The 23,056-nt window shown below is 63.3% G+C and carries 20 protein-coding genes; 5 read left to right on the top strand and 15 right to left on the bottom strand.

What is annotated here, in order from left to right:
• Window positions 1-25 precede the first annotated feature (25 nt).
• Complete coding sequence (locus tag P2T68_RS23335; protein WP_024074706.1) at window positions 26-838, bottom strand: helix-turn-helix transcriptional regulator; 813 nt, start codon at window positions 836-838, stop codon at window positions 26-28.
• Between the two features lie 127 nt (window positions 839-965).
• On the opposite strand from P2T68_RS23335, the gene P2T68_RS23330 reads away from it, so the two are divergent.
• The 4 genes from P2T68_RS23330 (at window position 966) to P2T68_RS23315 (ending at window position 5,096) form a co-directional block, all read left to right on the top strand.
• Window positions 966-1,154 (top strand): DUF1656 domain-containing protein, encoded by a 189-nt coding sequence (locus P2T68_RS23330; RefSeq protein ID WP_041160899.1) that lies wholly within the window; start codon window positions 966-968, stop codon window positions 1,152-1,154.
• Between the two features lie 10 nt (window positions 1,155-1,164).
• Window positions 1,165-2,073, top strand: coding sequence for an HlyD family secretion protein (locus P2T68_RS23325; protein ID WP_150293795.1), 909 nt, complete (start codon window positions 1,165-1,167; stop codon window positions 2,071-2,073).
• The gene (locus P2T68_RS23320; protein ID WP_277378354.1) at window positions 2,073-4,073 is read left to right on the top strand and encodes an FUSC family protein; all 2,001 of its coding nucleotides are present in this window, start codon (window positions 2,073-2,075) and stop codon (window positions 4,071-4,073) included. The genes P2T68_RS23325 and P2T68_RS23320 overlap by 1 nt, the downstream gene beginning before the upstream one ends.
• A 324-nt stretch (window positions 4,074-4,397) precedes the next feature.
• Window positions 4,398-5,096, top strand: coding sequence for a glycosyltransferase family 2 protein (locus tag P2T68_RS23315; RefSeq protein ID WP_277378353.1), 699 nt, complete (start codon window positions 4,398-4,400; stop codon window positions 5,094-5,096).
• Here the strand turns inward: P2T68_RS23315 and P2T68_RS23310 are convergent.
• On the bottom strand, window positions 5,086-5,955 hold the full coding sequence (locus P2T68_RS23310; protein ID WP_024074710.1) for an oxaloacetate decarboxylase: 870 nt from the start codon (window positions 5,953-5,955) through the stop codon (window positions 5,086-5,088). The genes P2T68_RS23315 and P2T68_RS23310 overlap by 11 nt on opposite strands.
• 433 nt (window positions 5,956-6,388) lie before the next feature.
• On the opposite strand from P2T68_RS23310, the gene P2T68_RS23305 reads away from it, so the two are divergent.
• On the top strand, window positions 6,389-7,165 hold the full coding sequence (locus tag P2T68_RS23305) for an ABC transporter substrate-binding protein (protein WP_069075658.1): 777 nt from the start codon (window positions 6,389-6,391) through the stop codon (window positions 7,163-7,165).
• Between the two features lie 131 nt (window positions 7,166-7,296).
• On the opposite strand, the gene P2T68_RS23300 is transcribed toward P2T68_RS23305, so the two are convergent.
• The 13 genes from P2T68_RS23300 to P2T68_RS23240 form a co-directional block, all read right to left on the bottom strand.
• Window positions 7,297-7,923 (bottom strand): PAS domain-containing protein, encoded by a 627-nt coding sequence (locus P2T68_RS23300; protein WP_277378352.1) that lies wholly within the window; start codon window positions 7,921-7,923, stop codon window positions 7,297-7,299.
• The gene (locus P2T68_RS23295) at window positions 7,923-9,056 is read right to left on the bottom strand and encodes an FAD-binding oxidoreductase (RefSeq protein WP_024074713.1); all 1,134 of its coding nucleotides are present in this window, start codon (window positions 9,054-9,056) and stop codon (window positions 7,923-7,925) included. The genes P2T68_RS23300 and P2T68_RS23295 overlap by 1 nt, the downstream gene beginning before the upstream one ends.
• A gap of 22 nt (window positions 9,057-9,078) precedes the next feature.
• Window positions 9,079-10,026, bottom strand: a complete 948-nt coding sequence (locus P2T68_RS23290; protein WP_069075659.1) for an ornithine cyclodeaminase family protein — start codon at window positions 10,024-10,026, stop codon at window positions 9,079-9,081.
• Window positions 10,027-10,105: 79 nt separating this feature from the next.
• Entirely contained in the window at window positions 10,106-11,158 is a 1,053-nt protein-coding gene (locus tag P2T68_RS23285) for a hypothetical protein (protein ID WP_277378351.1), read from the bottom strand.
• 12 nt (window positions 11,159-11,170) lie between these two features.
• The gene (locus P2T68_RS23280) at window positions 11,171-12,979 is read right to left on the bottom strand and encodes a hypothetical protein (RefSeq protein ID WP_277378350.1); all 1,809 of its coding nucleotides are present in this window, start codon (window positions 12,977-12,979) and stop codon (window positions 11,171-11,173) included.
• Between the two features lie 3 nt (window positions 12,980-12,982).
• Window positions 12,983-14,239, bottom strand: coding sequence for a hypothetical protein (locus P2T68_RS23275; protein WP_277378349.1), 1,257 nt, complete (start codon window positions 14,237-14,239; stop codon window positions 12,983-12,985).
• A 213-nt stretch (window positions 14,240-14,452) separates the two neighbouring features.
• On the bottom strand, window positions 14,453-16,810 hold the full coding sequence (locus P2T68_RS23270) for a hypothetical protein (protein ID WP_024074719.1): 2,358 nt from the start codon (window positions 16,808-16,810) through the stop codon (window positions 14,453-14,455).
• 10 nt (window positions 16,811-16,820) lie between these two features.
• On the bottom strand, window positions 16,821-17,960 hold the full coding sequence (locus P2T68_RS23265) for a hypothetical protein (RefSeq protein ID WP_102624902.1): 1,140 nt from the start codon (window positions 17,958-17,960) through the stop codon (window positions 16,821-16,823).
• On the bottom strand, window positions 17,939-19,375 hold the full coding sequence (locus P2T68_RS23260; RefSeq protein WP_277378348.1) for a nucleotide pyrophosphatase/phosphodiesterase family protein: 1,437 nt from the start codon (window positions 19,373-19,375) through the stop codon (window positions 17,939-17,941). The genes P2T68_RS23265 and P2T68_RS23260 overlap by 22 nt, the downstream gene beginning before the upstream one ends.
• Window positions 19,365-20,585, bottom strand: a complete 1,221-nt coding sequence (gene eboE, locus P2T68_RS23255; RefSeq protein ID WP_277378347.1) for a metabolite traffic protein EboE — start codon at window positions 20,583-20,585, stop codon at window positions 19,365-19,367. Before eboE ends, P2T68_RS23260 begins: the two co-directional genes overlap by 11 nt.
• Window positions 20,582-21,466 (bottom strand): TatD family hydrolase, encoded by an 885-nt coding sequence (locus P2T68_RS23250; RefSeq protein ID WP_277378346.1) that lies wholly within the window; start codon window positions 21,464-21,466, stop codon window positions 20,582-20,584. Before P2T68_RS23250 ends, eboE begins: the two co-directional genes overlap by 4 nt.
• A 39-nt stretch (window positions 21,467-21,505) precedes the next feature.
• A complete protein-coding gene (locus tag P2T68_RS23245) occupies window positions 21,506-22,189 on the bottom strand; it encodes an EboA domain-containing protein (RefSeq protein WP_193690471.1) in 684 nt (227 codons plus the stop codon).
• The gene (locus P2T68_RS23240; protein ID WP_277379771.1) at window positions 22,186-23,055 is read right to left on the bottom strand and encodes a UbiA family prenyltransferase; all 870 of its coding nucleotides are present in this window, start codon (window positions 23,053-23,055) and stop codon (window positions 22,186-22,188) included. Before P2T68_RS23240 ends, P2T68_RS23245 begins: the two co-directional genes overlap by 4 nt.
• Between the last annotated feature and the right edge of the window lies 1 nt (window position 23,056).

The following is a 23,056-nucleotide window of genomic DNA, read 5'->3' as shown; positions in this document are numbered from 1 at the left end:
CTTGCGGGTGGGCTGGAGGCGTGCGTCAGGGCTGCGCGCGCGAGGCCGGCATGGCCGTGGCGCGGATATAACGTGCCGGCGACGTGCCCAGGGTCTTGCGGAACATGCTGATGAATGAGCTGACCGACTCATAGCCAAGCGCTTCAGCGGTGTGCTGTACCGACTCGCCTTCGGCCAGGTTTTGCAGCGCTACGATAATTTGCCATTGCTTGCGCCACTGACCGAAGGTCAGCCCGGTTTCACGTTTGACCAGGCGGGCCAGGGAGCGCTCGCTCATGGCCACTTGGCGCGCCCACTGGGCCATGGTGCAGCGGTTGGACGGGTCCTGGGCCAACCCGCGCGCGATCACGCGCAACTGCGCCGTCGCGGGCAGCGGCAGGTACAACTGTTCCGTCGGGGCAAGTTCCAGCTGTTCGAGCAGCACACTGGCCAATCGCGCGTTGGCACACGCTGGCGGGTAGTCCTGGGCCTGGGCGCTGAGGTGCAGGATCAGCTCCAGGATCAGCGGTGACAGCACCAACGTACAGCACTGTTGCGGTAGCGCCGCCGCGCCGGGCTCCACAAAAACAAAGCCGACTTTACCGTTGGCCGTGACCCGGTTGCTGTGGGCCACGCCACCCGGAATCCACACGCCGAACCCTGACGGCACCATCCACACCCCATCCTCCACCGTGCACACGATGCCGCCGTGATAAGCCACTACCAGCTGGCCTTTGCGGTGGGTGTGTACGGGAAACTCGGTGTCGTTGCGCTGGGCGCCCAGCATCAATGCCACGGCAGGTTGGTCGAGGCGATCGAGTTCGAACTGTTCAATCGTGGCGTGATTTGTCTCGTGCATGCCCCATCACCGCAACTTGGCTGAATTTGATTATATTCTGGCAGCATACTCAATATCGGCAAGGGTGCGTATTACCTAACATCGTCAGCAAGGCCATCGCGTTGATGGTCGACGGCGAGACCCACCGATGCTCAGCGAAATCACGATTGCCAACCTCTATATCCCGCCTTTGCTGGTTTACCTGGGTGTTTCAGCCCTGGTCTACGGGCTGCTGGAACGCACCATCCGCCGCTGGCTGGAGTGGGCCTGGCACCCGAGCCTGGCGCGTTTTTTTGTCTCGCTCATCATCCTTTCGACGTTAGTCCTGATGGTCTAAGCGAGGCGCCATGTCTATCAATAACCTCTTCAAGACGCTCGCCACGCTGGTACTGGGGCTGGTTGCGCTGCTGTTCTGTACGCAGTTGTGGCGAGCCTACGTATTGGCGCCCTGGACGCGCGACGGACGTGTCAGTGCGCATGTCATCCGGATGGCCCCGGAGGTGTCCGGCCAGGTCGAACACGTCCTCGTGGGGGATAACCAGTGGGTCGCCAAGGGCGCGTTGCTGTATCGGATCGATCAGCGCGCCTATCTGCTGGCCCAGCAACAGCGCGCCGCCGAGCTGGCAGAGGCACGTAGCGTGTTCGCGCAACGTACGGCACAGCTCCAGCGCCGCAGCCAACTCGGCGATGCGATTGCACGGGAAGAAACCGACAATGCGGCGCGGGACCTGGCAGTGGCCAAGGCCCGCCTGGAGGCGGCCCAGAGCCAGTTGGCCCAAGCCCGGCTGGACCTCGAGCGTACGACCATTCGTTCGCCGGTCGATGGTTACGTGACTCAACTGCGCCTGCAGCCAGGTGACTACGCCGTCGCCGGCACGACCAATGTGTTTGTGGTCGATGCGCACAGCTTCTGGGTCACTGCTTACTTTGAAGAAACCAAGCTCCCCGGTGTGCGACTGGGGGCCGCCACGTCGATCAAACTCATGGGGTTTGCGCCTTTGCTTGAAGGCCATGTCGCCAGTATCGGGCGGGGCATCGCCGATGGTAACGAGCTGCGCAGCGAGGGCGGTTTACCCCAGGTGGCCCCGACGTTCAGTTGGATACGACTCGCCCAGCGGGTGCCCGTACGGATTGAACTAGACAGCGTGCCCCCAGGCGTGGAGTTGGCGGCGGGGATGACGGCCAGTGTCGAAGTGAGTGAGGCCGGCGCCGAGCGACATTGGCGGCTGTCACGCTGGCTTCAGGCATTTATGTGATGAAGGGCCGCCTGTTGAGCGTGTTGAGTGGGCTGCCGCTGCCATGTACGCCGCAGACGCTGGGCTACGTGTCGCGCAGTGTCGCGGCGGCCACCCTGGCCCTGTGGCTGGGCTTGCAACTGCACCTGGATGCGCCGTTCTCGGCGGCGTCGACGGTGTTGCTGCTGATTCACCCGATCCAGGGCGCCGTGGTCGGCAAGGGTTTCCATCGTGTGCTGGGCACGCTGGTGGGGATCGTCGCGGCCTTCGTGCTGACCGCCCTGTTCGCCCAGAAAATGCTGCTGTTTATCCTTGGGGTCGGTGTGTGGCTCGGTCTCTGCGTCGGTGCCATGACGGTGCTGCGGCACTATCACGCTACCGCGGCCGTGGTCGCCGGTTACACCGTATGCCTTGCCCTGGGCCCGGCGATTGTCGCTCCCGAGCAAAGCTTCGAGCATATCGTGACACGCGGTACGGCGGTGGTACTCGGGGTCTTCAGCCTGAGCTTGGTGGCGACGCTGTTCAGCCGCAAGACCGTCGAGCAGAAGCTCAATCGGCTGCTCATCAGCGTGACGTCCCGCACGATACGCTGGCTGGCGATTCGGTTGAGTGGCGAGCAGGACGCGCCCCCGAGCCTTGCCGCTGGGCCACTCTCGCTTGAGATCAGCCAGGTAGATGATCTGCTCGGCATCGGCCGGGGCGAGTCCGCGCTGATCCGCTCCCGGATGCCGACGCTGCAGGCGGGGCTTGCGTACCTGCAGGGCGTGGTCCTGGCCGAGAGTACGTCCCATCGGTCTGCATTACCCGCCATTGCCCGCATTGGCAGGGAGCTGCAACCGCTGGGCGAAGGGCTGGCCGACGCCACGCAGGATTTTTCCACGGCAGCCGAGCGCGTCAGGGCCATGCAACATTGGCTGGCGGGCGATCTTGAGCGGCACGCGAGCGATGCAGAGTACCTGGATGAATCCTTGGCAGACCTGTGCAGCGCCTTGTTGAGTTTTGCCAGCCTGCAACGCAATACCCAAGTGCCTGCCCGTGCAGTGGGCTTTCACCGACACTATGGGGACGCGCTGCGCAACGGCCTGCGAGCGTTGCTGGCGATTTTGGCGACGGCGGCCATCTGGTACCTGACCGGCTGGGACCAAGGGCCAACGCTGTTGGCGGTCGTGGGGCCATGTTGCACATTGCTGGCTACCAGCGCCGCACCCACCCAGGGCATGCGCGGTTTTATCAAGGGCACGCTCTACGGCATCCTGGCGGCTGCGGCCTGCAAGTTTCTGCTGCTGCCTCACATCAGTGGGTTTGCACTGCTCAGCGTAGTGCTCGCCGCGTTCTGGATATTCGGCATGCATGCCACGACCCGACCGCGCCATGCGCTGCAAGGCATTGCCTACCTGATCACGTTCAATACCCTGGTCAGCACCGGGGAGACGGCGCACTACGACTTTGTCGAGTTCGCCAATCAAGCACTGGCCTGGATGGTGGCGCTTGCCGTTTGCCTGCTGGCTTTCCAACTGTTTCCGAAGAAATCCGCCAGCCCCATACGGGCACTCAGGCAGGCGCTGGAGAGGGACACACGACGCTTGCTGCGTCAGGGCAGCCGATTGGACAGGCTTGGATGGCAGGCGAAGCAACAACATCGAATGGTGTCGTTGCTGGCCTTGTTGGGCGCAGATCAGCCACAGGCTGACCCAGCCGGCTATGTGTCGTTGCAATTGAGCCGGAGCCTGGGGCGGCTGCAACGCAAGACCGGCCAATTGGCGCCGAGGTCGGCGATTGCCGAATGTGCGCAAAGGGGCGCTCGGCGACTGTCCAGGCATGCCTTGAACACCGCAGTGAGCGCGGCCCAGGCCCGGCGAACGGCAAAATCGATGCGCAGGCTGGGGGCCCCGCATCTCGCTGCGTGCTACGAGGAACTGGCTGGGTTGTTGGAACAGTACGGGCGGGGCCCTGACCATTCGATGAATGAGCGGGCACGCCCGAATGCCAGTCAGTTAAGAGATAGAACGAGCAAACAGTAAGTAACCTGTGGCGAGCGGGCTTACTGTGGAGCGGGCTTACTGTGGCGAGCGGGCTTGCCCCGCGTTGGGCTGCGAAGCGGCCCCAAAACCTAACGATTTAATATGCCTGGATAAACGCGGCGGCCTTATTGGGGCTGCTGCGCAGCCCAACGCGGGGCAAGCCCGCTCGCCACAACAAGCCCGCTTGCCACAGTAAGCCCGCTCGCCACAGTTACAGTGTTCCTCCTTAACTGACAGGCACGCCCTGTACGCAAGATTATTTAAACCTTCTCACTGAGCGACAGGTCGATAGCTGGAGATACTTCGCCAGGTGAGGGAACGTCAATGATAGGGGTTGTGATACCTGCCCATAACGAAGAACGGCATATCAGCGAGTGCCTTGCTTCTGTGCGACTTGCCAGTGAGCATCCGGCGTTGCAGGGCCAGCGGGTTGAGATACTGGTGGTGCTGGACGCCTGCTCGGACGGCACGGTCGAGCAGGTGGCGGCGCGCGGGGCGAGCATGCTCGAGGTGTGCTTTCAGAACGTCGGCAAGGCCAGGGCCGTGGGCGCTGAGCACTTGCTGGAGGCCGGTGTGCAATGGCTTGCCTTCACGGATGCGGACACACGGGTGCCCCGTGATTGGCTGGTGCGCCAGATCGAATGTGGCGCTGACGCGGTGTGTGGCACCGTCGAAGTGGACAGTTGGAGCGAGCATGATGAAAGCGTGCGCTCGCGCTACCTGGAGCTGTACCAATTCATCGAAAACCATCGCCACATCCACGGTGCAAACCTGGGCCTGAGTGCCGATGCCTACCGCAACGCCGGTGGCTTTCAACACCTGGTCACTCATGAAGACGTGCGGCTTGTGGCCGACCTTGAGCGGACCGGCGCGCGAATCGCCTGGACCGCCACCAACCCGGTGATCACCAGCGCGCGCCGCGACTACAAGTGCCGTGGCGGCTTTGGCGAATACCTGATGTCCATGCTTGCGCCCCACGGCCCGGAGTTGCCTGCCGGCGGCCCGCCGCTGGTTACTCTTTGACGTCCATGAATTCCTTGGCCCATGCCACATAGCTTTCCGGCAGGGTGTAGGTATGCGTCAGCTCCGTGGCGCTCAGGTTCGAGGTGCTGTGGGTCAGCTGACGCTGGGCCCGCAGGCTGTCGTAGGTCGCCTTGATCGACGCAAAGTAGGCGCCATGGCCGGCCACGATCACGCGCACACCCAAGCGGGCCAGGCGCTCGGCGTCATTGAGCTTGGGGTTGCCATAGGTCACCAGCATCAACGGTACCGTGAGGTTTTCCGCGATTTTCTCCAGGTGCTCGAAGTCGCTGATACCCACCATGCAGATGCCGTCGGCACCGGCTTTTTCGTAGGCCTTGGTACGTTCAATCACGGCTTCGGTGGGCAGCACGCCGGCGTTGGTTCGCGCGATGATCGACAGCTCGGGGTCGACCCGGGCTTCGAGGGCGGCCTTGACCTTGCCGATACCTTCCTCGACGGAAATCAGGTCGGTCGATTTGCGCCCGAATTGCGCCGGCAGCAGGGTGTCTTCAATGGTCAACGCCGCGACGCCGGCACGTTCCAACTCTTCGACGGTGCGCATCACGTTCAAGGCGTTGCCGTAGCCGTGGTCGGCGTCTGCGATGAACGGTAACTGGGCGACACGGCCGATGCGGGTGGCCTGTTCGACGAATTCGCTCAGGGTGATCAACGCAAAGTCGGGCGCCGCCAGTACCTGCAACGAGGCGACGGAGCCGCCGAGGATACCGACTTCGAAACCCAGGTCCGCCGCGATTCGCGCGGACATCGGATCGAAAACAGATGCTGTCTCCACGCATTTTTGTGCGCCAAGCAGTTCACGGAAATTACGACGAAGAGCGGAGTGGGACATTTTTGGCATGATCTATCCTGGTGCTGGTCATCGTCGAAGTACGATCAATGCCTATTCATAAACCAGCGAGACTACCACGCGCCAAAATACAGAGTCATGACGTTTGAGAATAGGGTATGCGCCACGCACATACTGATGCACCGTTATAAAGCACGCCTGTTTTCCTGATGCCTGTCAGGCCCCTGCGCCGCGCCCCGAAAGAGCGCATTGGGCTTTTTCCACTGATGATTTTTTTGCCTGCCCCTGTGATGTTTCGCGACCTTCTCACGCGCGAGAGGGCGGTCGTGTGATGCCTGGAAATGGATGGCGATGAAGTGTTTGCGTGTGGATTGACGTGAAATACACAAAAGTCCATTATGGAATTATAAGTACAAAAAATGCTCGCCGGCGTCACCTTTTCTTCACTCTTGCCAAACCAACAACAACTTGCGAGAACACGATCATGAAGAAACGCTCCCTTATCACCGCCCTGGCCCTGAGCCTGCTCGCTTCCAGCCATGTGCTGGGCGCCGAGAAAACCCTGCGCATTGGCATCGAGGCGGCTTACCCGCCGTTTGCCTCGAAGACCGAGGACGGCAAGATCGTCGGGTTCGACTACGACATCGGCAATGCGCTGTGCGCGCAGATGAAAGCCAAATGCGTGTGGGTTGAAGGCGAGTTCGACGGGCTGATTCCGTCGCTGAAAGTGAAGAAGATCGACATGGCCTTGTCGTCCATGACCATCAACGAGGACCGTAAGAAGTCGGTGGATTTCAGCCACAAGTATTACTTCACCTCATCGCGCCTGGTGATGAAGCAGGGCGCGGTGGTGGATGACCAGTACGCCAGCCTCAAGGGCAAGACGGTCGGCGTGCAACGCGCCACCACCACCGATCGTTATGCCACCGAGGTGTTTGAACCGCAGGGCATCAACGTCAAGCGCTACGGCAATAATGAAGAAATCTACATGGACCTGGCGGCAGGGCGCCTGGACGCGATCTTTGCCGACACCATCCCCCTGAGCGACTTTCTGTCCATGCCGCGCGGCCAGGGCTACGCCTTTGTCGGCCCGGAGCTCAAGGACCCGAAATACGTGGGCGAGGGTGCCGGGATCGCAGTGCGCAAGGGCAATACTGCGTTGGTCAGCGAGTTGAATGCGGCCATCGATGGCATTCGTGCCAGTGGCGAGTACCAGAAGATTTCCCAGCACTATTTCAAGTCGGATATCTACGGCGATTGAGCGTCATAGGCGGGTAAAATGCGGGAGCAAGCTTGCTCCCGATAACCATAGGCATCTACACAACTTCTCAGCCCCTGACCAATCTCCCTGTGGCCAGCCCGATCACCACACCAGCGCTATTTGCCGGGCGTTCAGCTCTTGAGTTCCTTCAAGTGCTTGTAGACCGTCGCCCGCCCCATCCCCAATACATTGGCCACATAGTTCGAGGCGCTCTTGCCCTTGAAGGCGCCTTCGGCATGCAGCGCCAGTACCAACTCACGCTTATGATCTCGGGTCAGCAGGTTCAGGCTCAATTGGCGTTCGCGCATCCACGCATGCAGGAAGGTGTTGATGCGTTCCTGCCAGTCATCGCGAAACAGCGAATCCGGTTGCGGGATCAGCTTGCTCGGTGACAGGAACAGGTCGAGCGCGGCCTTGGCATTTTCAAACAGCGAGATATTCAGGTTGATGCACAGCACCGCCAGCGGGCGACCTTTGTGGTCGTGCAGCACGGTGCTCAGGCTGCGAATTTTCTGGCCGTCCCAGTTGAGCTTTTCGTAGGGACCGATATTCACTTCGCGCACATCGTCGGACAGCATGTCTTCCAGCGCCGAGTCGTCGCCAATGGCGCGTTTCGACAGGTTGTTGGCGATGTAGTCGACCTTTTGCGTGCGCAAATCGTGCAGCACGGCCTCGGCATGGGGAAAGAACAGCGTGGCGATCGCATCGGCGATCGCACGGAAGTTCTGCAGGACCTTGTCTTGTTCAGCGGTGTTCATCAATGGGGCTCCAGGCGCTCGGGGGAGAGCATACCAGCGTCCAGGCCGAACCGCGCCAGTGGCTCCGGCAACGCCGCGCCGCGCACCAGGGCCGCGCTGGCCTGGCCCATGGCGGGCGAGGTCTGGATGCCATAACCGCCTTGCGCCGCGACCCAGAACAGGCCGGGCACCCGAGGATCGAAACCGGACAGCAAGTCACCGTCGTGCACAAAACTGCGCAGGCCGGCCCAGGTGCGGGTCGGGCGTCGGATGGTCAGGGTGGTGGCCTCTTCGATCTGGTAGATCCCCATGGCGATGTCCAGCTCTTCGGGCTGGATGTCCTGGGGTTCCACCGGGTCGGCGTTGGCCGGTGAGCCGAGGAACATGCCGGCGTCGGGTTTCATGTAGAAGGCTTCGTCGAGCGCAACCAGCATCGGCCAGGCGTGGCTGTCCACGCCCTCGGGGCCGGCGAAGATAAACGCTGAACGGCGCTTGGGTTGCAGGCCGATGGAAGCCGCGCCGGCCAACCCGCCGATATGGTCGGCCCAGGCCCCGGCGGCGTTGATGATAATTGGCGCGGTGAAGGTTTCCTGTTGGGTTTGTACGTGCCACAGGCCGTCGGCGTCGCGGCTCAGGCCCAGCACGTGGTGGTCGGTTCGCACCTCGCCCTGGTGGCGGCGGATACCGCGCAGGTAGCCCTGGTGCAGGGCGTCGGTGTCGATATCGCTGGCGGTCGGGTCATAGATCGCCCCGTGGACTTTTTCGCGACGCAGGATCGGCAGCCGCGCGCAGGCTTGGTCGGCACTCAGCTGTTCGACCTGCGGCACGGTGGCCTTGGCGCTGAGGTATTGGCGGTTCAACTCGGTCGGGTCGCCGATGAAGTCCACCGTCATCTCGCCCCGTGGCGTCAGCAGCGGGTGCTCGCAGAACCCGGCGGGCGGATTGTCGAAAAACTCACGGCTGGCCAGGGTCAGCGCCCGCACTTGCGGGGTGCCGTAGGCGGCGGTGTAGAGCGCCGCCGAACGCCCGGTGGAGTGATAGGCGGGGTGCGATTCACGTTCCAGCACCAGCACTTTGCCGTGGGGCGCCAGCCAGAAACCCGTGGAAGCGCCGGCGATGCCGCCACCGATGATGATGAAGTCTGCGTGACTCATGCTCGTCTCCTGATAGGTGGGGTCAGCGCTGCAACTGATAGAGCGCATTGGCCAGGGCGATGTCTTCCAGGCCCAACCCGATAGAGCGGAAGAATACGTGGCGGTCATTGTTCGGGCGCTGCGCCATTTCCGTCAGCAGCTCGGGCAGGTCGCCCATGACGGCGCTGGCGTCCCAGCCGTGCTGTTCGCTGGCGATCAGCATGTCGCCCGCCGCGCCGGGTGTGGTCTGGCGGTAGTCGCAGAATACCTGCATGTCGTTAAGGGCGTGGGGCGGTACTTCATGGGCGCGAGGGGCGTTGGTGCTGATCGAGGTGATCAGTGCCGGTTTGCTCAAGCGCGCCGGGTCGAGCACCGGGCCGGCCGATGAGGTGCAGAGCAGGATCACGTCGGCATCCTCCACCGCGGCTGCGCAACTGCTGGCGATGACCAGGCGCGGATCGAGGCTGCCGAGCTGCGCGAGGGTCGTGGGGGAGGCGTTGGCCAGGCTTGGCGAAAACAGGCTGATGTGCTGCCAGTCGCGCAGGTTCTGCACGTAGCGCAGGTGCGCCTGGGCGACCTTGCCGCTGCCGATGATCGCCAGGCGCCGTACCGCCAATGGCGCCAGTGCCTCCACCGCCAGGGCCGTGGTGGCGGCGGTGCGAGCGGTGGTCAACTCACCGGCATCACACAGCAGCAACGGTTGGCCGGTGTGCATCGACATCAACAGCGTCCATGCGGTCACCAGCGGCCCTTGCTCGCGCACGATGTAGGGCGAGGTCTTGACCCCGTACACCCCGTCTTCGGCCAGCACGCCCAGGTAGTTGATAAAGTCGCCGGCGCCCTGGGGAAACTCCACCTGTTGCTGTGCGGGCTGCACCGCCTGCCCGGCGGCGAGGTCGTGAAACAACTTGCGCAGGATCTGCGGTACATCGACTTGAGCGAGTAACTCGCGGGCCTGTGCCGGGTTGATCACATAAGGCGTGCTGGACATGGGTTTGCTCCGCATTAAACTATTTTGTCCATTATGGACTTTTAGTTATGCGGAGCAATATCCCGGTGAAAAAAAGCTGTCAGGCCAGTTGCACTCGCCGCAGCCGGCCGCTCAGTGCCACTACGCTGTTATCCGGCGCCGGTATCGGCCGCCCCGTCAGCCCCATGCCTTCACTGATCACCACCGCATCCTGGACCCGGCACAGGTTGGACGGCGTATCCAGCCCGCGTGCCAGTACGGCGACTTGCCCGGTGTCCAGGTTGCAGCTCAACAGCCGCCCGCTGAAGCGGGTAAAGCCGCCGTGCAGGACGGCACCGTTCCAGTCCGGCGGCAAGGGTTGTTGCAGGTGGCTGCACAATTCCAGCACCAGCAGGTTGCCGTCCGGGCACCACGCCAACCCGGTGGGCAGTTGCAGCCCGTCAATCAGCACCTCGATCCGACCGCTGGCCGGGTGTACCCGAATCACCTGGCCGGCCTTGTCGGCAAAGTCGATGCCCTGGCGCGCCGGGTCGCCCCGCAATTCACCGGAGAACAGGCTGATCAGCACCGCGTCGGTCTGCGGTTCGTAGACCAGGGTCACCGGTACGGCCTCCTGGCCTTGTTCCAGTTCGGGCAGTTGCACCCGCACCTGCTCGTCCTGGCCGTCGCTGAACTCCACCAGTTGGTTGGTATCGGGCTTGACCGCCAGCCAACTGCGTCGGGTTGGGTGCCAGCACAGCGCATTCAGGTTGCCACGGCTGTGGAACACCGGTTCGGGCGGGCTGTATTGCAGGTCCAGCAACTTGGAGCCACTGACATAGTCGGTCTGGCTGACCATGCAGTGCCCGTCACCGCAGGCGATGTCTGACAGGCCCATGATTTCATCGCGCAGCATGCGTGCCTGCATGTTCATCGCGCGAAACCCTTGGGCAAGGCATTCACCGGGCAGGTAGGCGCCGGGTCGTTGCGGGTCTGGTTGCAGCAGGCTGATACGCCCGCTGAAGGGTTGGTCCGCCAGGCCCGAACCGGCCTCGGCCAGTAACAGGCTGTCATCGGCCCGCAGGCAAACGCCGCGCGGGTTGAGCAGCCCCTCGGCGATCAGTGTGCTGGGGCGCAGGGTTTCGTCGGGGTGGGCGGGGATATGCCAGGTCATGGGATCGCTCTCCTATTGGGGTGGCTGCCACGGTTCGCCGGTGAGATAGGCGCGCAACAGGGCGCGTTGGCAGGGCGACATCGAGCGCACCACCGGCATGAACAACGTGGTGCCTTTGTAGGTGTCGGCGGTGCGGGCGAGGATCGCGTTCTTGGCGCCCATCACCGCATCCGGTTGGTTCAATGCCACATAGCGCGACATGGCCGGGAAGGCCAGGTAGTGAAAGCGCAGGACATTTGGGTACATGAGTTCCCAGGTAATGGTTGTGCCCTTGGGAATGCCGAAGTCGGTCTGGGCGTACTTGCGGAAATTGGTGAAGTAGCCGCTGCTGTCAAGGCCATTGGCGGTGCAGGTCAAGGCGGCGAAACCCGCCTGGGCCGCGGTGCCGGGCTTGACGCTGACCGGTACGCGGACAGCCAGTTGCCCGGCCTTCACCGTCAGCGTGGTGGGGACATCGAGGAAGTCGTAGTTTTGCGGGTCGGTGTAGAGCGCCGGAGGCGTGACCGTCAGGCCGATATCGGTGGTGTCGGGCACCGGGCCGCCCAGATAGCGGACCTGCAAGGTGATCGACAGGCCATCGGGGTAGTCCTCCAGGTAGACATTGCGCTGATCACCGTACACCCGGTAGGTCGATTCGATCGCGTTCAGCGTGGTCCCGGCCACCGTGCCCGGTGCGGTGATGGACAAGGGCGAGACCTGGGTCGCCTGTTGTTGGCTGGGGCTCAGGGGCACGTCGACGATACCGCCATACACGTAGTAGTCGACCAACGGGCTGCTGGTGGGGTCGAGGGTGGTCAGCAGGGTGGTGCCGGCGCTGATACTGACGGTGCCGTAATTGGCGTTCGGCCCGATCGCGCTGGTGATGTCGTCCCTGACCGCCCGGAAGGTTTCCTTGGGGATGACGTTCACCATGTCCAGGCTCAGCAGGCCATTGCTGGCCAACTCGGCATAGGCTGCATTGGACGTGCACTGGTTGACCAACTGCCGCCCCGGCTGGCAGGTCAGCGGCTCGTCGGCGAATGCCGGGGCCAGGGTGCCGATGACCCGGCCAATACTGGGGTTGGGCGTGTATTGGCCCAAGGCGTAATCGGCGTTCAGTTGTTCGGTGGTCATCAAGGGGCACATCTCGAACATCACGAAACGCAGCACGATGCCCGTCGCGCCCGGTGCCTGGATGATCGATTGCAGGCCAGGGCTGCTGGTGTTCCAGCTGACGATACTGCTCAGCGGGAAGGTCAGCTGGAACGTGCCACTGGCGTGGAACGAGCCCGGTGCGTCCATGGTGCCCGGCAGCAGCACGCGGCCCTGCACGTCGAAACTGCTGCACACGGTATCGCAGTGGATCAGCAATTGGACGTTGTCGCTGGCGCCGATCTGCAGGCCACCGACGAAGATCTGGGTGGTGGTGGACGCCGTCGGGTCCAGGTCCACCATCATCGGCCCGGAGTGGGGGCCCTGGCCGGTCACCGGGTCTACCGAACCGAGCAGGTAGACCGCCTGGCCCACCAGGTCGCCGGTGGTGCTGATGCTGCCCGGGCTGCCTTGGGAGCTGATCAAGGCGTCCTGGGTTTCCACCAGGTGCTGCCCGTAGTGGTTCCAGCCGCCGAGGGTGTAGCGTGTTCCGCCGGGGGTATTGAGCATGTCGTTCAACTGGTCGTCGCTGAAAGCCTCGGCTTGCGGCGCCAGGGTCGAGGTGGCCAGGTCAAACACCGGCCAGCTGTGTGCCGTGCCTTGGGGCAGGCATGGGGTGTTGTTCGACACGCTGACATCCGTGCTGATGCCGCCCCAGAAATTCAGGCGAGGTCCATTCAGAATACTCATGGTCTATTCCTTTTCCTTGGACGGGCGGGTACCCGGGGCATTGGCGAATTTGAACAGGTAGGAGAAATCGGAGGTGAACAGGCTCTTGGCCGGTGTGGCCATGGAGTGGCACGTCATGCAACTGCTGTTGGGCTGGATGTAGCTTTCCATGGTCACGTTGGCCGACAGCGCGGGCGTTGGCGTGCCCAAGGGGTTGCTCGGGTCGTTCGGCCGCAGCGGGCGCTGGGTGGTGATCAGTTGGTAGTACTTGAGCACGCTGTTTTGCAGGCCCGGCTCGGCGCGGTAGCGTTTGTTGACGTCGTCGGTCAGCGCGGCAATCGGGGTGAACCGGCTCAGCGGGTCGGGCGTCTGGAACGTGGTGCCCGGCAGCGGCACGCAGACCAGTTGGGCGCCCTGGGGCTGCCAGGTGCAGGGCGACTGGTTGACGTGGGCGGCGCTGGGGTTGAAGTAGCTGTAGGGCGGGCTGGTGGTCGCATTGGACGGTACGTTGTCGATCTGCTCGAAGGTCGACCAGACCCACTGCGGGTAGCCGGCCGGCTTGGTGATGATGTGCAGGCCCACCAGCCCCAGGTACGCCTGCTGGGTACCGATGCGCTGGCCCTGCTCGTTGAACGTGGCAACCTGCGCCAGTTGGGTCAGGTAGCGGCTGGCATTGTCATTGGGCGTCAGGATGCGCCAGCTGGATTTGATCTCGATGACCCCGTTGGGGAACTGGATGTTGTTGGCCTTGGACACCACATCGGCGTTGTAGAAGCGGTTGGCGACGATGTAGTTGTAGGAGGTCTCGTTGGCCGCGATGTCGTAGTAGGTCGGGTTGCCGGCCTGGTCGATCAGCCAGCCGCCGACGGCCTGGTCAATGAAGGTCTCCTGTCGCGTGTTTTTCAACGCGGCAATGTTGATGATGCCCAGGGTTCTGGCCGCCAGCGGGGTGTTCCATGGGCCAGGGTCGGCCGCATTCGGCAAGAAAATTTCCTCGACGGTCTTGTAGGTCTGCCACACGGTATAGCCCGCATCGCCGGGCTGTTGACTGCAATTGGGCGTGCCGCGTTGGCCGTCCTGGGCCGGCCAGTTCAACGCGATGAACATCTGCCAGCTGTATTGATCGAACTGGTCCTGGCTGGCGGTGGCGACCGGTGCACTGCTGGGCGGCTGGCAGTTGAGTGGGGCGGCCAGCGTCGACGCCGCAGGCGTTTCCCTGGCCAGCGCCGGCGGGCTGGCCAGGCCGATGACTATCACGGCACAACAAATGAGGCTTTTCATGGCGATCCTTCCTTGGGGGTCAGGGTTTGCGCTGCATCAGCTGGTTCCACTGCGCCTTATGCCCGTTACTCTGCGCCGCTGTCTTGCCCGCCAAACGCCGCGGGGCTGAGCAGCAGCAGGAGCAGAAACAGTCGACTCAAGAGGCTGGTGTTCATATGACACTCCTTTGAAGTCCGGGTGACAGGTGCGTCACCCGGTGGTCCTGTCCGAGGCTTACGAGTAGTCGCTCATACTGAGCGGGACGGGTGGGTAATTGCGCTTCACCAGGGCCTGCGCCCACAGCTCCAGCACGGCGCGCCGGCTTTGCGGCATGTCGCGGGTGATGGGCATCGCCAGGGTGCTTTCCTCCTGGTACTCCTTGCTGATCAACACAATCAGCTGGTCGACGGCACCTTCGATGCGCGTCAGGGAATTGAGCGGCATGTACTTGCTCATGATCGGGTACAGGTAATAGAACGGTTGCAGGATGAAGGGGTAGATAAAGCTCTCCCAGATCAGTTGGCCGGCGTCTTCACGTTGGTAGACCTGGTTCCATGCGTCGACAAAGTCCTGCTGCATCTGCGGCTCCAGCGGCAACACGCGCAGTGGCGCGAGGAAGTCGGTGAAGGCCTGGTTGAGCGGGAAACTGAACGGGATCACCGGTGCCTGCTGGCCTTCCTGCACAAAGAAACGCAGGGTCGGAAAGCCAGGGGCCTGGGCGGTGACCGTCAGGTTGGCAATGCCGTTGGCGTCGGTCTGGATCTGGGTCACGCTGTACTGCACCGTGTTGCTGAGCGGGTCTTGCAACGTGCCTTGCCGGGGGATCGGGTTGGCGAACGACAGGCACGGGCTGAGGGCGACGGAGGCGGGTGTCGGCAGGAATTGCTGGTAGGTCACCGGCACCGTTTGATCGTCTGATTCGACGATCCGCGTGGCCATGAGCTGGCGACCGGTGCCCTCGGTGACTTCGGCGAGCAGTGTCGACGTGCCGTTGAATTGCGGGAGGTTGGCGCTGTTCTTGATCGGGTTTTGCGGGTCGTTGTTGAACAGCGTGAAGTCGGCCGCGTTGCTGAACGCCAGGTAGTAATCGGTGGTGCACAGCATGTAGGCATTGCTGTACTCCGCCACCCACAACACGGTCCCGGCCGGCGCTGGCAGGCCATCGTATTGCACCATGATCTGCAATGTCTTGGTGTCGCCCACGTCGATGAAGCTGGCGCTCTGCACCACTTCGGCTGTCCACATTTGCTGGGTGGCGGCGGGGGGCGTGGTGGCGCCTTGCAGTTGCAGTTCCAGCGTGCCGGTTTGCAGCTGCGCCTGGGCCTGGGCGGTGAGGGGCAGGTCGAGGATACCCGCACGTTGGTCGAACGCCGCCTGCTGGTAATCGTCATAGCCGAAGCTGGCCAACGGGCTGAATTGCTCGCCCTGCCGGATACCGATCTGGTAGTTGCCGGCCTGGAACTTGGCCGCCACCGGGATGGGCGCGGTCTTGTCGACCGGGTAGAACGGAAAGGCGTTGCCCAGGTCCAGCGACAACGTATCGCCATGGGCCTGCGCCGAGATCACGCCGAGTTTGGCCGAGGTGGTTTGCGTGGGCGAGGTGATCGGCACCGGGTTGGCCGGGATCAGGCGCCGACCGGCCGGGGCGGTGGGGAATTCACCGTCCAGCCACAGGCCCAGGGTGCCGACCGTGCGGCTGTAGGCCGGGTTGAAGAAAATATCGCCGACGTTATCCAGCCCTTGTTGATACATCGCCGTCACCTTGGCCAGGGCTTCGGGGCTGGAGGAGTGGGTGTCGATGGGCGGGTAGTTATTGAAAATACCGTTCCTGTCGTAGCACGTCAGGTAGGTGGAAAAGCGAAACATCAAACCTTTGGCTTTTTGTTGTTCCATCTGCGCCTGCAGGTTTTGCAGCAAGGCCGAGTTGCCGATGACCCAGGCCAGGTTCTCTTTCGGGAAACAGGTCTGCCAGGTGGTGGTGACGTAGCTCAGCCCGCCGAGGTTGGCCCAGTTGAAGTTCAGGAAGCGGTCGAGCATGCGGTGCTCGCGCTTGAGCGTCAGGCCACATTGGTCGGTGCCCAGCACCAGTTTGTCGAAGTACAGCGCAGTGAAGGTGTTCTGCCAGGGGCTCACGTCGACAAAGCGCGCCGGTGTGGGCGCGTTGCTGCCAAACGGGTTGCCGAGCAATTGGAAGCTCTGGTTGATCAGCGGGTCCTGGCTCACATACCCCCCGGTGGGCAACTCGCCGCCGGTGACCACGGACTGGATCTGGTTGTAGCTCACGGTGCCGCAGGCGTTGTCCCCGAACAGGTTCCATTCGCCGGGGATCATCGGCGTGGTCAACTGCGAGGCGTTGCCCGGTACTTGCAGGACATAGCCGGGGATCTGGCTGTGTGGCAGTGGCGCGATCGTCCACGGCAGCAAGGTGCTGGCGGCGTTCTGCGGGGTGACGTTGAAGCTGTCCAGGAACCGCCAGTTCATCTGCATCTTCACCGCATCGTAGAGCGGGTACATGTCGTTGTTGTTAGCGGTCGGCGGGTTCCAGAACAGATGGCCGCCCAGGTAGATACGCGGGAAATTCAATACGCTCATGTCAGGCTCCTTAGCGTTGCCACTGGGCGCGTTTGAGCGACCAGACAAAGTCCAGTTTGTGGTAACCGACAAAGTCGGTGGCCGGCAGTAGGGCGGTGGGGTACACGATGCCGCCCTGTTCCTTGAGGGCGAAATTGAAGTAGCCCTGTTTCGCCGAGTACGCGGCTGTAGCGTGGCAGGCGAAACACGACGATTGGCTCTGGAAGGCCGACTCCAGCTGGGAATTGGCGAGCAGGGTGGGCGTGGTGTTGGACTGCACGCCAATCAACTCGTACTGCGCCAGTTCGGCGTACTGGGCCTGGAAGAGCGTGTTGACCGGCTGTGCCGCCGGTGTCGGCCCGGTGCTGTTGGTCATCGGCGTGGGCGGCACCGCATTGGTCACGGTGTACTGGCTGTTGTGGCGGTTTTCGAAGGTGGTCCAGACCCAGTCGGGGTTCAGCTTGTTGATCACATGCAAGCCGCTCAAGGCGGCATAGCCCACCTGGTACTGTTCACCTTGCTGGTAGTAGGCCTGGGCGATGTAGTAGCCATCGTTGGCCAGTTGCTGCTGGTAGCTGGGGTCGTTGCCGATCCACAGCCACGCGGCTTTCAGTTCCCAGGCGGTGGCGGGGAAGTTGAGATCGCTGGTCAAGGCGGCCTGGCCGTTCACGTTGTAGACCTTCTGCTGCACGATGTAGTCGAACGTGTCCGCGCCCATCAACAACTGGAAGCGCACCGCCTGGCCTTGCTGGTCCTTGGGGACCTGGCCGCCCATTTCCAGGATCAGCCCGTCCACCTGCTGCGTGGCATTGAGGTTGTGAAAGGTGCGACTGAGGTTCATGCCCAGCGCCTTGGCCTGTTGCAGCACGGCGTCTGGCGGCGGCGTATTTTGGTTGTACGGCTGGGGCGGGGCGCCGTTGGCCAGGTACACCTGGTCCGAGGGTTTCAGGGTTTCCCAGACCCGGTCGGGGCTCTGCACGCTGGCGGGCTGGTTCAGGCAGGCAAACCAGTTCCAGGCCAGGGTGTCCGGGCTTTGCACAAAGGCCGCCCGGGTCTTGTCGAGGTTGCCTCCAAATTGCAGGAAGTTGCTGCAATCGAAGGGGTTGGTGTCCTGTGCCTGGGCCAACCCGGCCAATGCACTGAGGACCGTTATAGAGAAGGCTCGCCGCATGAGAGCTCCTTGGCAATGGCCAGTTCGGTGTGTGGGCGCCCCAGGAAGTGTTCCAGGAGCAGTTGCTTCACTGCCGTCGCCGCAAGCTGCTGCGGTATCGGCAGATCACAATTGGTGATCAGCAGGGGGCCGGTCTGCACGCTGGTCGGCAGGCGCCCGTGGCTGCCGCGGACCAGGGAGGTGTCCAGCGGGATCAGGTCCATGTAGTAGCGAAAGCCGAGCTTTTTTTGCAGCAGGCGGCGCGCCACTTTCAGCATGGGGAACCGGATCGCCGGGTCGATAAACAGCTCGACCGGGTCGTAGCCAGGCTTGCGATGGATGTCCACGGTGCGGGCAAAGTCGGGGGCCTTGCGGTCGTCGAACCAGTAGTAGTAATCAAACCAGCTGCCGGCGGCGGCCACGGCCACCAGCTCGCCGCTGCGCGGGTGATCCAGTTGCCAGGCGCGTTGCTCGGCTTTGTCCAGCACCTGCTCGATGCCGGGCTGGCGCTGCAACAGGGCTTTGACCCGAGGGATGTCCTGCGCCTGCTTGACGTAGACATGCGCAACCTGATGATCAGCCACCGCGAAGGCCGCGCTGGCGCCGGGGTCGAGCAGCTCCCAGCTCAGGGATTGGCGCACCTGCAACCAGCCTTCGGTGCGCAATACACGGTTGATCGACACCGATTGCTCGACGGCCTCGATGCCATATTCCGACAGCAGCATCACCGCGGCGCCCTGCACCTTGGCGAAGGCCAGCAGCCGGCCGACTTCACGGTCGATGGCCCGCACTTCGTCGGCGATCGACGGGTGATCCGGGCCCAGGCGCTGCAAGCTGTAGTCGAGATGGGGCAGGTAGACCAATTGCAGGTGGGGACGGTTGATCTGGAACTCGGTAATGGCGCAATCGACGATCCAGCGGCTCGACGCGATGCCGGCCGCCGGGCCCCAGAACCCGGGAAACGGGAACTCGCCAATCTGCTGTTCGATCTGTTCATGCAGCCCGGGCGGTGACGAGTACAGGCCGAACTGTTTACGCCCGTCCGCCGGGTAATGCGGGCGCGGGGTGATGGCGGCGTCCACGTCGGCGTACATGTTGTACCACCAGAACAATTGGCTGCAGCGAAAGGCCGGGAACTCGCGCTTGAGCGTGTGCCAGACCTTTTCGCCCTGGACCAGCGCATTGGGTTGCAGCCAGAAGCGCACTTCGGCCTGGTCGCGAAAGTACCAGCCATTGCCGACGATACCGTGTTGCGACGGCGGTGCCCCGGTCAGGATCGACGCCTGTACCGTCGACGTCACCGCCGGGAACGCCGGTTGCAGGTGGGCCAGCTTGGCAGTCTTGAGCAGGGCATTGATCTGCGGCGTGGCTTCGCCCAACAACGAGGGCGTCAAGCCCACCACATTGATCAACAACAGCGGTTGCTCAGAGGGCATGGGCGTAGGCCTCCTGGACCGCAGCGTGCAACAGGTTGCGCTGGCGCAGTTGGTCTTCGACCCAGCGCAGTTCAGCGGCGATGCCCTCCAGTTGCGCCGGCTCGGTGGCCGGGCGCAGTTGGGCGGGCAACACGCCCCAGCTGTAGGTCTCGACTTCCAGCACCGGACGACAGTCCACATGGCCCGCCAGGTAGTCGAAGGTCTGCGCCAGGGCGACCTGGCTGCCCGTCAGCTCCGGCAACAGCAGCTGTTCACTGAACAGCGGGATGTGGAAATGAATGCGCAGCTCCGTGAACTGCGCGCAGTCACTGAGGGCCGCGGGCAAGTCGGCCCAGGCAGCCAGGCGACCTTGCGCATCGAGTGCCTTGACCTGATGCAGGTAGGTCGCCTCGGCAAAATGTCCCAGGGTCTTGAGCACGTGGTCGCGGCGCTGATCGCCTTGAGGCGGCAAGCGGCAAATCATTGCGTTGGACAGCTGGATCTTGCCCACCGGCACCCGCGCCTGGTGCAGCCGCGTCAACGACTCATAACAGTCTTCGAACATCACGGCCTGGTGGCACACATCAAAACACAGCGCCAGGTACTCATGGTGTGGGTCGAAGGTTTGCCGTTGCTGGAAGAAGGCGATGGCCTGCGCGGTGTTTTCCAGCACGCAGTCCGGTTCCATTTCCAGGCAGAACAGGATTTTCTTGCCGGTTTGCCGATGCAGCGCGGCGAGTGCGCGGGTGAGTTGGCTGAGGTGCGCATCGGCGCGTGCCTGCCGTGCTGGGGTCCAAGTGGCGGCGTAGCCCAGGGGCACCGTGGAAATCACCCCCTGCGCGCAATCGGCTGGCAAGGCCTGGGCGAGGATTCGCGCCAGGTCCAGGCTGTACGCCAGGCGTTGTGGGTCGGCCCAGTCGGGCAGGTACACCTCGGCTTTCACCGCGCCCTGATGGAATTCGCCATAGGGGAAGCCGTTCAGCGAGGTCAGGCGCAGGCCGCTGTGTTGCAGCAATTGCAGGAACGACTCACGCGCCGACGCCTGTTGCAGTTCGGCCGCCGCGCGCGCGCAAATCCACAAGCCGCTGTCCTGTTCGTCGAGCCCGCGCAAGCGCCGCACGCCCTGGAAGTGCCGCGCGATCGAGGCCTGCAGCCCGGCGAGGTCACGGGTGGGGTGGACGTTGCTGCAGTAGCCGACCTGGGGGGCTGTCCAGCCGCTGACGGCGTTCATTTGATCACCGGGTCCTGGCCGCGCAGGGCCGAGTTTTCCTGCCATTGCTTGCGCTGGTCGATGGGCAGCGGGGTGCTGACGAGGGCCTTGTCCAGTTGCCCGCTTTGGGCAAAGAAGTCCACCGGGTTATGGAACAGCACCTGTTCGACCTGGGCCTGGGTGAACCCGGCCGCCAGCATCGCTTCGCCGGTCTTGGGCACTTTCAGCGGGTCGCTGATGCCCCAGTCGGCAGCGCTGTTGACCACCATTTTTTCGGTGCCGTATTCCTGGAGCAGGGCGACCATGCGCTGCTCGGACATCTTGGTGTTGGGGTAGATGGAGTGCCCGCGCCAACAGTCGCTGTCCAGTACCAGCGGCAAGGTCAGCTCGTTGAGGTGGTCAATGATGACCAGGTGCTCGGCAATCCCCACCTCACGGATCACCGCCAGGGTGCGTTTAGTGCCGCCGATCTTGTTGCGGTGCGGCGTATGCACCAGTACCGGCAGGTTGAATTGCTTGGCCAGCTCCAGCTGGGCGGCGAGAAAGCGATCCTCTTCGGGGGTGATGTCGTCATAGCCGATTTCGCCGACGGCCACTACGCCGTCCTTGACCAGGTAGCGCGGCAAAATCCCCAGCACTTCATTGGCGATCGACAGGTCATTGGCCTCCTTGGGGTTCAGGCCGATGGTGCAGAAATGGTGGATGCCGAACATGCTGGCGCGAAAGCGCTCCCAGCCCAGCAGGGTGTCGAAGTAGTCGACGAAACTGCCGACACTGGTGCGCGCCTGGCCCTGCCAGAAGGCCGGCTCGATCACCCCGGTGATCCCGGCGGCGGCCATGTTCTGGTAGTCGTCGGTGGTGCGGCTGACCATATGAATGTGCGGGTCGAAATACTTGAGCATGGTGGATCCTCGTCAAGGGAAAAGGGGCGGCACTGGGCGTCAATTCAGGTACGTGTGCCATTCCGGCGGCAGGCACAGGCCGCGCAGGCGTTGCAGTTGTGCCGGGCTGAGCAGGTTGAAGGCGATCACCCGGGGCAGGCCGGGGGACACGCTGCGCCCGGCGGCGAGCTGTTCGTCCAGCAGGTCGAGGGCCAGCTGGTTGAGGCTGACGCTGTGGCGCTGCGCCAGGCCGACCAGGCGCGTGATGTCCAGGCCCATGCCGAGGGCTTTGAGCACCAGTTGGTGAAAGGCGTGCTCCGGGTAGTGACGCGACGGGTAGGCGGAGTCGAGGGCGAGGGCGGCAAACACCTGGGGGTTGCTGGTGCGCCCGGCCTGCAGCGCCAGCGCCAGGCACTGCCCGTCGCTGTCGAGCCAGTCGAGGGCGTTGAGCAAGGCGATTTTTTCCAGGTCGTCGCCCCACAGGAACAGCTGGCGCAGCAGTGCCAATCGCTCGGCAGCCGGGCAGGTCTCCAGCACCTGGGCCAACAGCAAGGCCCGCGCCAGCGCGACCACGGGCGCTTTCAACTGGCGCTTGCACTGGCCGCTCAACAGTGCGGCCGTGTCGGCGTCCGGCTGTTGCACAAGCCGTTGCTGCGCCTGCTGCCACCATTGTTGCTCGGTGTTATCCAGCTGCTGGCTCAAGTTTTGGCGATGTTCGGTGAGGCAATCCTGGCGCATGTTCATGTCGGCTTGATCCAGCGTTGAAAGTGGGGCAGCAGGAAAAACACCAGCACACATAACAGGCTGCCAACCGGCTGGTCGGCCACGGCCAGTACCAGTGCATCGAACAACGGCAGGGCGGCCAGGCCGGCACCGATATACGCGCGAACCTGGCGCTGTCGCGGGTTGGCCAGGTGCTGGTGGTAGTGCCAGCCCAACCAACCGAGCCACAACAGCAGCACCGGCCAGAACCACAGGTTGTTGGAGTAGATCGCCAGGGCCAGCGGGCTGAGCATCAGCAGCAACGGCAGGCGGCTGATCAGCTGGTTGCGGTGTTCCTGGCGTGCCAGGTAGGTGAGGCCGCTGATGTACACGCCGAGCAGGATCGCGCAGAGCCAGATCGGTTCCGGTGGCACCGCCAGGCTGGCGGCGGCGGTGAGGTACAGCGCCGAGCGACAGGCCCCCATCAGCCACACGCTGTGGGCGTACTTCTTGTGCAGCAGGTTGTAGCCGAAGATGCAGCCCACCAGCAGCAGTACGCCGCCGAGCAACCAATGGGGCTCATCGATCAAGCGGCTCAGGCCCAGCACCGCGGCAGCGGCCAGGCTCAGCAACAGCGCGGTCGCCACGCCGACTTGCTGGCGGCTGGCCAGGCCCAGGGTGATCGGGCGCGGGTTGTGGTGTTGCCGGTCCCAGTCGGCATCGAGCAGGTCATTGAGCAGCATGCCCGCCAGGTACAGCAGCGACAGGGTGATCAACAGCAACCCCCACACCAGCCATGACGGCGGCGCCAGGGCGCCGGCACTGCTGGCGAGCAGGGCGGCGGCCAGGGTGTTGGTCCACACCGTGGGCAGGTTGGAGACGCGGCCAAGGGTCATCCAGGTTTTCATC

The sequence above is a fragment of the Pseudomonas sp. G11 genome, from assembly GCF_029457515.1.
GTDB lineage: Bacteria > Pseudomonadota > Gammaproteobacteria > Pseudomonadales > Pseudomonadaceae > Aquipseudomonas > Aquipseudomonas gorinensis.
Note: the sequence above shows the minus strand (reverse complement) of the source record. Positions and strands in the feature narration are given on the sequence as shown.